Genomic DNA, 10,517 nt, shown 5'->3' on the forward strand with positions numbered 1-10,517 from the left:
TTTAGGGGGCGAATCCCCTGGCAACGAAGCGAAAAAGTTTATCGAACTGACGTTAGTTTTACTTCCGCGTGAGGGCTGCTGAAAAAGCTCAAATCTGATCAAGTCTGATCAACTCTGATCAATCTGATCAAAGAGATCGATCGGTAAGTGTCCAAACGTCTCATTTACGTCGCCATCGTAGGCAGATTGGCAGGAGACTAATACGCCGCGATGCACTCCGGTATAGGGCTCGGCGTGAGAGCGATCGGTTTTGGGATTGTGTTTGATGTAGACAGCGCCCTCGATTACGCCACTGATGTCGGGCATTGCTTCGTAGTTTAGGGCGGATAAATAACTGGAGAGCGTTTGTTTGCCTTGCTCAAGGCTGTCGGCGCAGATGCCAAAAATTTGATAGTCAGAATGGTTGACAACCCGCAACAACGCCGATCGGATCAAATCAGAGTCCAATCCAGCCGGGCGATCGACACAGATAAACTGCCTGAGAATGGTCTGAGCGTCATCTTTGGTTAGTGAAGAATTTTGTAAAGACATCTTGGGAAACACCTTGGCATTGGGGGGCGATACTCGATCCATCCTCCACTGAAGACGATCGACCTGTCAAAATAGCGATAGGGTCACTTGATCTTCTTCACATTTTTATCTACTGATTGCTAATATGCTCGCTGATCGCCCCAACCCCCCAACCGGACGTGACCCTCTGATTCAACGATTGCGAACTGGATTGCGCCCTGGACAGCGTGAAATCGCCGACTGGCAAGGGGGGCGGTTGGCAGTTTCGGCAGTTCCGGGATCGGGCAAGTCTACCGGGATGGCCGTCGCAGCCGCCATTGCGATCGCTCGATATCAGCTTCATACTCGCCGTCAGTTGGTTGTGGTGACTTTTACTCGATCGGCGGCCGCCCATATCAAAACCAAAATTCGACAGCATTTAAAAACGCTTTCTTTGCCCCAGGGCGGATTCGTCGTTCATACGTTGCACGGGCTGGCGTGGTCGATCGCTCGCAGCTACCCAGAGCTTTCGGGACTTAACCCAGACAGCGTTTTGGTCACGCCCAATCAAGGACATCGGCTAATTCGCACGAGTGTCGAACAGTGGATCGGCAACCATCCGCAGCTTTTTCAGCAGTTGCTCGAAGGCAGACAGTTTGATGGCGAAGAAACTGAGCGCTTGCGACGACAGGCCGTTCTTCGTACCGAAGTGTTACCCGCTCTGGCAGACACCGTGATTCGAGAAGCCAAAAGTTCGGGATTGATGCCTCAGAATTTGCGCGATTGTGCTTCTGACCATTATTTAATTTTAGAAATTGCTGCCGGACTCTACGAACAATATCAGTCACAGCTTCGGGCCAGAAATTTGATTGATTATGACGAAATGATTCTCGGTGCCCTGCGCGTGTTGGAAACTCCGACGGTGCGCGATCGCTGGCAGAGACAAGTATTCGCGGTCTTTGAAGACGAGGCGCAAGATTCCAGCCCATTGCAGACTCGATTGTTAGAAATTCTCGCGGCTGATCCCGATCGTCCCGAATCAAATCAACAAAACCTGGTCAGAGTGGGCGATCCCAATCAGGCGATCAATTCCACTTTTACGCCAGCCGACCCGGCTTTCTTTCGTCAATTTTGCGAAGAATGCAGCGACGAAGACCGACTGGCTGAGATGAATCAAGCAGGTCGCAGTAGTCAGGTGATCATCGATGCGGCGAATTTTGTGTTGCAGTGGGTGAATGGGAGGCAGAAGAGTGAGGAGAGAGGAGAAAGGAGAGAGGAGAGAGGAGTGAGGAGTGAGGAGAGAAGTCAAGGAAGCCTTCCGTTGGAGTCTCCGTTTCGTCCTCAAAAAATTCATCCTGTGGCGTTTGACGATCCTCAGTCGGATGCGAATCCGTTGCCCGAAGGATTGGGGCTAGAGATTTACACGCCGGACGATGTGTATCAAACGGTTGAATTAATTGGACAGCGATCGCTCACCCTATTCACTCAAAATCCCGATGCTCAAGCGGCCGTTCTGGTGCGTACCAATGATCAAGGGCGGTTTGTGGCGGAGCAGATTCAACGCTGGCATGGTGAAAAATTGAAGGTGTTTGAAGTGGGACAGCGCGATCGCCAGTCTCATATTCCGGCTGAAATGCTGGCGTTGTTGCAGTTTCTCGATCGCCCCCATTCGCCAGACAATCTCAAAGCGGCGCTCACGGTTTTGGTCAGTCGTCGGCTGATCCCCAATCAAGATTTGAATGCGTTAGTCACCTTTCCCGAACAGTTTTTGTATCCCGCACCGCTCGACCCTCCGCAAGCGCCCGCCGTTAAGGAAGCGAGCCGTTATTGTGTGAGTCTGCTCCGCGCCAGATTAGAACTGCCGATTTATCAACTGATTTCTTTTTTGGCGTACACCCTGATTTACGACCAGACCGAGTTGGCGACGGCGAATAAGCTGTCCGATCGCATTCTCCAACAAGCTACTGAAAATTCTTTGGGCGCAGTTTTAGAAGTCTTATCAGAGATTGTCAGTTCAGAACGATTTGAGCCAGTCGAAGCGGAAGAAGACGATCGCTATGTGCGCGCCAGCCAGCTTACGGTGATCACGATGCACAAAGCAAAAGGACTGGACTGGGATTACGTCTTCATTCCCTTTTTGCATGAGAACATGATCCCCGGCAGTTTGTATGTGCCGCCGCAAGCCAAGTTTATTGGCGACTTCACCCTGTCAGAAGTGGCCCGCGCTCAGATTCGAGCGATCGTTCATCAACAAGAAATTCCCGATGTTTTCACCGCCTGGGAACGCGCCGGACACCTCAAAACCGCCGAAGAATTTCGTCTTCTCTATGTGGCGATGACACGAGCCAAACGCCTGCTGTGGATGTCAGCCGCCAAACAAGCCCCCTTTGCCTGGAGCAAACCAGAGAACTTGAGCGATCGTCCTCCCTGCCCAGTGATTCCTGCCCTCAAAGCAAAGTTTCCCTTAGCCGCGATCGCAGAAGATGACGAAGACGTTGCTTTTTAACGCTGATAAATCCTGCTTTTTTAGCCTTGCTTTAGAATCTCCGTCACCCAGTCCTGATCGTGAGGAGAAAGGGCAGGTTTGAGCGGCTGAGAATAGTCGATCGCTAAATCAAATCGGGCCCGATCGTAAATCTCATTCAGCAGCTTTTGCAAGTCAATGATGGGTTCGGGTTCTCTCGCTCGTAGAGGAATCGGAATTGCCGGGATCGAGGTTCTCAGATCAAAGGTATACAAGTCTGCATCCGGTCTGTCTACACTGCGGCTGATCAAAATTCGATAATGGGAACTTTCACTTTGTTGGGTTCGGTGCTTTTTACCGTTGCTAACGGTGTTCCAGAATTTTGACGATCGCTCACCGCAACATCTGCAATTCCCACCAACAGAAGATCATCAACACTGGAATAAACTCGTTCCTCGATCGACACGCGATATTGGGGGGCAATTTGAGGCGTGAGATCGTCTGCGATGGCTACAATTAGCCGATTATGAACCTGGTGCCACAGTTCGGGTTGCTCTAAATAAGGGTTCATACCAGGAAACGGGTTAGCCATCTCACACGCTCACCATTGCTTATTTTGATTCTATGTTGTCTTTGCTGCCAAGGTTTAAACGTCAAGTTTGGGTGCAGTCTGCGGCACGAGGACTCTTTCAAGTCGGGCAAGGGCTACTTCAGTTTTATGTGCCGATCGTCTTTGTTAATCAGGTCGGTTTGTCTGCCACCTCAGTTGGAATCGGGCTGGCCAGTTCCTCAATTTCTGGAGTGGTGGGGAATTTTTTGGGCGGTGCCCTATCAGATTCACAAACAGGCCGGCGGGGAACATTGCTTTTATCGGCGAGTTTATCAATTTTGGCCGCGATCGCCCTCGCCTTCACTCAAACGCTGCCGATGCTGATTGTCGCAAACTTGCTGTTGGGGTTGAGTATGGGGTTTTATTGGACAGCCGCCGATGCCGCCGTGATGGATATGACCGAACCAGAGCAGCGATCGCAAGCCTTCGCAATGTTGGGCGTGACAGATAATCTCGGTGTCGGAGTCGGCATTTTGGGCGGCGGATTGTTATTAGCTTTAGTCAAGCAACCGCGATTTCTCTTCCTATTCACCAGCTTGTTGTTTGTCGGCTTTTTGATTTTGATTCAGTTAGGCATTACCGAAACGAGAGAGAAACCTGGAGAACATTCAGAAGGCTGGTTGATCGCGCTCCAAGACAAAGCCTTGAGAATCTTCGTCGCTGCCAACATCCTCTTCACCACTTACATCGCTTTAGTGAATGTGGCCTTGCCGCTTTACTTCACCAACTTTTTGCTCAAATCGTCTACCGCGAATATTGCCAGTTCGTTTACCTGGTGGTACATCGGATTGGGAGCCGTTTTGCAGATTCCGATCGCTCACCTCTTCGCCCCTTTGGGCAACATTCGCGCGCTCGCCGTTTCGATGGGTTTGTGGAGTGGGGGATTTGGTCTCGTATGGTTGATGGGCGGATTAGCATCGGTGCAGCCTCCTGTTCAAATCGGAGCGTTGGGCGTATTAGCGATCGCCACCATCCTCTATCGACCCTTTGCCGCCGCCTTACTCTCACAACTCGCCCCCCCATCGCTTCGAGGAATTTACACCGGAATCAGCGCTCAATGTTGGGCGATCGGCTACTTTGTCGGGCCAATTCTCGGCGGTTGGGCACTAGATCAGACCAGCGAAGTCACCCGAACTTTCTGGCTATTTCTGGGATTAAGCGGCGTGATCGGACTCCTAATTCTCTGGCGTTTGTCCAACGAAAAGGGAACGATCGCCCCAACCCAAGAACCAACCTAGTAGTCTGTCAAGGTTGAAATGAGGGGTTGGCAGTTCTCAAAACATGCGTTAAAACGATGTTCCAGATTTCGACAACCCCTCAAATCAAAGCTGACAGTCCACTAGCCCCCTCCTCCCTCCTCCCTCCTCCCTCCTCCCTTCTTAAAGAATCCCTTCCTTCTTGGCCATCGCCACCATCAGATCGATCACCCGCTTCGAGTAGCCCCACTCATTGTCATACCAGGAGACGACCTTGAAGAAGTTTGAATTTAACTCCATGCCCGCCCCCGCATCAAAAATACTGGAGTGGGGATCGCCCTGAAAATCAGTCGAAACCACTTCCTCATCGGTGTAGCCCAAAATATCCTTGAGGTCGCCTTCCGAAGCCGCCTTCATCGCCGCACAAATTTCTTGATAGCTCGTCGCCTTCTCCGTTTTGAAGGTCAGATCAACGACAGAAACATCCGGAGTCGGGACGCGAAACGCCATCCCCGTCAGCTTTCCCTTGAGTTCTGGAAGTACCAGAGTGACTGCTTTTGCGGCTCCCGTCGAGGCAGGAATAATATTTTGAGCGGCTCCCCGTCCGCCTCGCCAATCTTTTTTGCTGGGGCCATCGACCGTAGGCTGCGTTGCTGTCATCGCGTGAACCGTCGTCATCAGCCCTTCTGTCAGACCAAAATTGTCGTTGATCACCTTAGCCACCGGAGCCAAACAATTCGTCGTACAGCTTGCATTTGAGACGATCGTATCTTTCTCAGGATCAAACTGGTCATGATTGACCCCCATCAACAGAGTTTTGACGCGATCGGGTTCCTTCGTGGGCGCAGAAATAATCACTCGTTTTGCCCCCGCCTTGAGGTGATTAGACGCGCCTTCAAAGTCGGTAAATAAGCCTGTAGACTCGACCACATAATCAGCACCATCTTTGCCCCAGGGGAGATCTGCGGGATTGCGAATAGCCGTACAGGAGATGAATTTTCCATTCACGACAATGCCATCTTCTTTGGCTTCGACGGTGCCATCAAACGTGCCGTGAGTCGAATCATACTTGAGCAGATAAGCCAAATTGTCTGGGGGAACCAGGTCATTGATGCCGACAAATTGAATGTTGGGATGATCAATTCCCGCCCGAAATACGAGCCGACCAATGCGACCAAACCCATTGATGCCTACTTTGACGATCGTCATGATGCAGTCCTCAAACAGCGCAGATTGCAAACAAGTTATCGTATTTCTCAACAGAACGGGGCTGACATAATCTTTTCATCACCTTAAGAATCGTGAAAGACTGATCTGAACCGTTATGCAAAACTGGGATTGCAGTTAAAGAGGAACTGACGATGACACAGCAGCCCCTTGCAGGCAACTCAAAGAAAGCGCCCTATCAACCCTCACTGTTGCGTGTCCTTCATGGCATTAATGCGCTGATTGCTTTGTTTGCCTTGCTCACCGGATTTTGGGTCTATGACACGTTTGATGGTCGGTTTGGCAAATTGCCCCTGCCGCGAGTCAACGACATTATCGGCATTCATGGCACCTTTGGCAGAATATTCTGGTTGTTTACGCCGCTCTTTATTCTCTACAGTGTTGTGATTGGCTATCGTCGCCTGATCCAAAAAGATTCTCTAGTCAAACTCAAACAGGTCAACACGCCAATCTGGTGGTACACGCTACATCGCATCACCAATACAATCATGATTCTCGCGTCACTGTTTGCAGTCGGCACGGGGCTAATGATGCAAGAATCGTGGCTACCATCGGGAGAACTAGACCACGTTGCGTATCTGCTGCATTTAGTTGCTTGGGCAACGCTGCTCGGCTGTTTGATTCTGCATTTGGTGATGAGCGTCAAAGTCGGCGGAATTCCATTACTGTGGTCGATCGCCAACTTCAAGTACCGCCCCGGAGACAGCCCTAAGCTGTGGCTACAAAAAATCCGCGATCGCCGAGAATAAAAGTTACCGTTTTGGCAGAATACTGAGTTGGCTGCTAATCGCTCATCGGTTTGTTAGCCTACTGGGTTACCTGTAAGGCAGTACTTCAGGTGTGCTTGCAAATGTTCCATGCTACATAGCACTGGATCTAGACTGTCGAAGTTAGGTGGTTAAGGATGGCGATGGAATTTCACAAATCCAATTAGCCATAGACACTTGCTTTTGCGGGTATTTAATTGGTGAGGATATAATTAATACTGGTATAGTCTTTGATTTCTTAATCAAAGCTAGATAAACCTTTTTACCCTTCGTCACACCTTCAAGCATGAGCGGTCAAGTCTTTCATTTTCCACCTGATTTTCTAAATCTGCTTGTAGATACTATCCCAAGGCTCTGCAAAAGTAAAAAAGATGTTCTAATTTTTTTCTCTAGTGCTGGAGTTCATCAGAGATTTTTGGCAGACCTGAGTGAAAAGCTTCAGAAGGATGCAAGCAGCATCAATAAATACGACATCACTCGAACCGTATTGGTAAGAATTAATGATGCTGGTGATGTTGCGCTTCGTGAAAGAAGAGAAATTGTAAAAAGAGTCACTGAGTTTAATGATTTCTCTAGATGTTGGGCTAACGATCAGATAGAGGCGATGGGGTTGGTAGCTAAAGCTAGAGAATTCGTAAATGTTAAGGATTCTTTCACAAGATTACAGCAGAATTATGAATCTCAACTTGAGCAGGAGAAAAAGAAACGACAACTAGAGGAAGAAGCTAGACTTGAAAAACTCAGACAAAAGCGACAAAAGCGGCAAGCTATTCGATCTGAATTAATCGTTCTTTATCAGGAGAGTGACACCAAGAAGCGAGGGAAGCAACTAGAAGGAATTTTGAATAGCCTGTTTGAGAGTGAGGGAATTTTGATCAGAGAATCTTTCACTATAAAAGGTGAAAACAATGAAGGAGTAATTCAGCAAGTTGATGGAGCTATTGAGGTGAACAGCCATCTTTATCTTGTTGAAATGAAGTGGTGGAAAGAAGCTTTGAGTCCCGGTGATGTTGCACAGCATGTCATGCGCCTTTTTGAGAGGACTGATGTTCGCGGTATCTTTATCTCAGCTTCTGGTTATACTGATGCAGCAATCATTAATATTCAGAAGGCACTTAATCAGAAAATTATTGTGCTTTTTACCTTAAAAGAACTTGTTCTTCTTTTAGAAGGAGAAAACTCTTTCGAGTCTCTTTTGAAGTCCAAGGTTGAGGCTATTCAGCTTGAGGGAAAGCTTGTGTATGACCTTTAAAGAGTGGATTTGCTTATTCTCTAAGTCATTGGAGGCAAACTAAAATATGCCCTAAAGCCGGATAAACGTCATCGTCAACTTTGTCAGGTTCATCTATGATCTAGATAGTTGAGTCAAAGCCAATCTATGTCAGTCTTAGCACCAAAATCTTATGTAGAGTACCGAAACGAGAGTTACTGGGTAGAAGGAACTCGGATTTCTCTTGACTCGATTGTCTACGTTTTCCAGAAAGGGTTATCACCTGAAAGTATTGTTCAGTCTTTTCCGTTGTTAACCCTTGAGCAGGTTTATGGTGCGATCGCCTTCTATCTTGCCAATCGTACTGAGATTGACGCTTACTTGGCAGCAGAGGAGGAGGCGTTTGACGCTATGTCCCAGCCGCTACAAACCACTGATCCTGTTTTGTATAACAAGCTTATGGCAGCGAAGGCAGCGAAGCGGCAGGTAGAATTGTGACCATACGTTATCAGGCTGATGCTGATTTGAATCAGGCGATTGTAACGGGTGTTTTACGGCGAGAACCTACAATTGATTTTCAAACCGCTTTTGCTGCTGGATTGGAAGGTGTTAAAGATCCAGAAGTGTTGGCAATCGCAGCAGAACAAGGGCGTATTCTCGTCAGTCATGATCGCAGAACGATGCCATTGGAGTTCGCCACGTTTATTACCAGCAGTCAAAGCTCAGGAGTTATCATCGTTTCGAGAAAACTATCGATTGAAGTTGTCATTGAGGAATTGCTGCTAGTTTGGGCAGCATCCAGTGCAGAGGAGTGGGTAAATCGCATTGCAAAGTTACCCCTTTGACGCAGGCTAACAACCTTGGTGCAGCGGACGGTATCAAGATCTTGTTGGTGATACAAAGGTGATCTGCCGCCGCTGACCAGGAACGGTAGCAGACATAGCGGATGCCCGATCGTTCTCAAGTACAAACTATTCACGAGCTACATTCGACACCTCCTCCCTCCTCACCTCCTTCCCTGCATGACTTTTACCATTCAAAACGCTCTGATCCCAGTTGATCAAGGCTATGAGACGACGGATATTCACATTGAAAACGATCGCATTCAAACGATCGCGCCTCACCTTGAACCGATCGGCACCCTGATCGACGGGCGCAACAAATTACTCCTTCCTGGCTTTGTCAATGCTCACACCCACTCTTCAGAAATGTGGCAACGGGGGATCATTCCTCCCACACCGTTAGAGCTTTGGTTAGCCGAACTGTATGACTTCTCACCACTCGATCCTGAGCAAGCCTATCTGAGCGCCGTGGGCACCGCCGTCGAAACCTTGCTGACTGGGGGAACGAGCGTTGTCGATCATTTAGTGTTGATTCCGGGGAAGGAGTTGGAGACGATTGCGGCTGCGGTTCGGGCTTATCGTCAGGTTGGAATTCGGGCATTTGTGGCCCCGCTGATTCAGGATGAGGCGATGTCGAGCGGCATTCCCACGGGGGGCGGTGAGTCAGAACGCGAGACCTATGTGCGACCGACGGAGGCGACTTTGGCCTTGATGCAAGAAGCCGTGACGCAGTTTCACCGCCCGGATCAGGGGGTCAATATTCTCGTCGCACCCACGGGCACCCAGCTTTGTTCGGATGCGTTGTTTGAGGGCTGTATTGAGTTGAGCGATCGCTACAATCTTTGTCGTCACGCCCACCTACTCGAAACCAAAGCGCAGCAGCTTCTCGCTCAAGAAAAGTATGGCTGTAGCGCGGTTGAACATCTGAAAAAAATTGGCTATCTCAGTCCTCGCACCTCACTGGCTCACTGCGTTTGGCTAGACGATGCCGATATTGAAATCATGGCCGCTACGCAATCGACCGTGGTTCACAATCCGCTGAGTAACTTGCGTCTGGGCAGTGGCATCGCTCCCATTCTCAAATATCGTCAGGCGGGGGTGAATGTCGCGATCGGCTGTGACGGCTCCGCCAGCAACGATTCGCAAGACTTGTTAGAAGCGATCAAAGTCGGCTCAATTTTGCACAATGTGACTGACCTGGATTATCACCATTGGATCACGCCGAGGGAAGCGATCGCAATGGCCGCGTTAGGCGGTGCGAAAGGTTTAAATCTAGCCGACGACATGGGATCGCTAACCGTTGGCAAGAAAGCAGATTTAGTGTTGTATGACTTGATGAGTCTATCGTTGTTACCGCGAACTGATCCAATTGGGTTACTAGTTTTAGGTCGTCCAGTCAACGCTGTCGCACACGCCTGGGTGAATGGGAATCTAATTGTCAAAGATGGCGAAATGTGCAACGTCAACGTCAACGAATTGAGACAAAATTTGTTCGATCGCAGCGAATGGAGTACCAAACGCCAGGCTCCCTCGGTCGCTCAAATCGAAGCCAAGTATCGATCGGTCATGGGGTTACCCAGCGTCACACAGGGCTACTCCTAATTGACATCCTCCCCACTGCATAGGCGGATGGGGCTTCCCAATGATCACGAACTAAATAACGTCAGTTCGATGAGAGTGACTCGCTTCGTTTCAATCGGCTTCAGCCCCCT

11 protein-coding genes are annotated in these 10,517 nt (G+C 49.3%); 7 read left to right on the top strand and 4 right to left on the bottom strand.

Annotated features, from left to right (window positions below):
* Positions 1 to 108: 108 nt before the first annotated feature.
* On the bottom strand, positions 109 to 531 hold the full coding sequence (locus ACJ2PR_RS33345; RefSeq protein ID WP_446880264.1) for a DUF1824 family protein: 423 nt from the start codon (positions 529 to 531) through the stop codon (positions 109 to 111).
* Between the two features lie 124 nt (positions 532 to 655).
* Between ACJ2PR_RS33345 and ACJ2PR_RS33350 the strand changes: the two genes are divergently transcribed.
* A complete protein-coding gene (locus tag ACJ2PR_RS33350; protein WP_446880265.1) occupies positions 656 to 2,995 on the top strand; it encodes an ATP-dependent helicase in 2,340 nt (779 codons plus the stop codon).
* A gap of 20 nt (positions 2,996 to 3,015) precedes the next feature.
* On the opposite strand, the gene ACJ2PR_RS33355 is transcribed toward ACJ2PR_RS33350, so the two are convergent.
* Positions 3,016 to 3,264: a DUF4058 family protein gene (locus ACJ2PR_RS33355; protein ID WP_446880266.1), complete on the bottom strand. Its 249-nt coding sequence runs from the start codon at positions 3,262 to 3,264 to the stop codon at positions 3,016 to 3,018.
* Complete coding sequence (locus ACJ2PR_RS33360; protein ID WP_446880267.1) at positions 3,261 to 3,545, bottom strand: DUF4058 family protein; 285 nt, start codon at positions 3,543 to 3,545, stop codon at positions 3,261 to 3,263. The genes ACJ2PR_RS33355 and ACJ2PR_RS33360 overlap by 4 nt, the downstream gene beginning before the upstream one ends.
* 32 nt (positions 3,546 to 3,577) lie before the next feature.
* On the opposite strand from ACJ2PR_RS33360, the gene ACJ2PR_RS33365 reads away from it, so the two are divergent.
* A complete protein-coding gene (locus ACJ2PR_RS33365) occupies positions 3,578 to 4,801 on the top strand; it encodes an MFS transporter (RefSeq protein WP_446880268.1) in 1,224 nt (407 codons plus the stop codon).
* A gap of 141 nt (positions 4,802 to 4,942) precedes the next feature.
* Here ACJ2PR_RS33365 and gap read toward each other — a convergent pair whose 3' ends face one another.
* Positions 4,943 to 5,968: a type I glyceraldehyde-3-phosphate dehydrogenase gene (gap, locus tag ACJ2PR_RS33370; RefSeq protein WP_446880269.1), complete on the bottom strand. Its 1,026-nt coding sequence runs from the start codon at positions 5,966 to 5,968 to the stop codon at positions 4,943 to 4,945.
* Between the two features lie 152 nt (positions 5,969 to 6,120).
* Between gap and ACJ2PR_RS33375 the strand changes: the two genes are divergently transcribed.
* From ACJ2PR_RS33375 to ACJ2PR_RS33395, 5 genes are all read left to right on the top strand, one after another.
* Positions 6,121 to 6,735 (top strand): cytochrome b/b6 domain-containing protein, encoded by a 615-nt coding sequence (locus ACJ2PR_RS33375; protein ID WP_446880270.1) that lies wholly within the window; start codon positions 6,121 to 6,123, stop codon positions 6,733 to 6,735.
* A gap of 304 nt (positions 6,736 to 7,039) precedes the next feature.
* Positions 7,040 to 8,005 carry a restriction endonuclease gene (locus ACJ2PR_RS33380; RefSeq protein ID WP_446880271.1) on the top strand — a complete coding sequence of 322 codons (966 nt, stop codon included), beginning with the start codon at positions 7,040 to 7,042 and terminating at the stop codon, positions 8,003 to 8,005.
* A gap of 126 nt (positions 8,006 to 8,131) precedes the next feature.
* A complete protein-coding gene (locus ACJ2PR_RS33385; protein ID WP_446880272.1) occupies positions 8,132 to 8,461 on the top strand; it encodes a DUF433 domain-containing protein in 330 nt (109 codons plus the stop codon).
* On the top strand, positions 8,458 to 8,808 hold the full coding sequence (locus ACJ2PR_RS33390; protein WP_446880273.1) for a DUF5615 family PIN-like protein: 351 nt from the start codon (positions 8,458 to 8,460) through the stop codon (positions 8,806 to 8,808). The genes ACJ2PR_RS33385 and ACJ2PR_RS33390 overlap by 4 nt, the downstream gene beginning before the upstream one ends.
* A 177-nt stretch (positions 8,809 to 8,985) precedes the next feature.
* Positions 8,986 to 10,407, top strand: a complete 1,422-nt coding sequence (locus ACJ2PR_RS33395) for an amidohydrolase (protein WP_446880274.1) — start codon at positions 8,986 to 8,988, stop codon at positions 10,405 to 10,407.
* Positions 10,408 to 10,517 lie beyond the last annotated feature (110 nt).

The sequence above is a fragment of the Phormidesmis sp. 146-33 genome (assembly GCF_052939515.1).

Coding starts and splice junctions, on each gene's coding strand:
- ACJ2PR_RS33350 (WP_446880265.1), top strand. CDS start 656: ATGCTCGCTGATCGCCCCAACCCCCCAACCGGACGTGACCCTCTGATT.
- gap (WP_446880269.1), bottom strand. CDS start 5,968: ATGACGATCGTCAAAGTAGGCATCAATGGGTTTGGTCGCATTGGTCGG.
- ACJ2PR_RS33385 (WP_446880272.1), top strand. CDS start 8,132: ATGTCAGTCTTAGCACCAAAATCTTATGTAGAGTACCGAAACGAGAGT.
- ACJ2PR_RS33360 (WP_446880267.1), bottom strand. CDS start 3,545: ATGGCTAACCCGTTTCCTGGTATGAACCCTTATTTAGAGCAACCCGAA.
- ACJ2PR_RS33395 (WP_446880274.1), top strand. CDS start 8,986: ATGACTTTTACCATTCAAAACGCTCTGATCCCAGTTGATCAAGGCTAT.
- ACJ2PR_RS33375 (WP_446880270.1), top strand. CDS start 6,121: ATGACACAGCAGCCCCTTGCAGGCAACTCAAAGAAAGCGCCCTATCAA.
- ACJ2PR_RS33365 (WP_446880268.1), top strand. CDS start 3,578: ATGTTGTCTTTGCTGCCAAGGTTTAAACGTCAAGTTTGGGTGCAGTCT.
- ACJ2PR_RS33380 (WP_446880271.1), top strand. CDS start 7,040: ATGAGCGGTCAAGTCTTTCATTTTCCACCTGATTTTCTAAATCTGCTT.
- ACJ2PR_RS33345 (WP_446880264.1), bottom strand. CDS start 531: ATGTCTTTACAAAATTCTTCACTAACCAAAGATGACGCTCAGACCATT.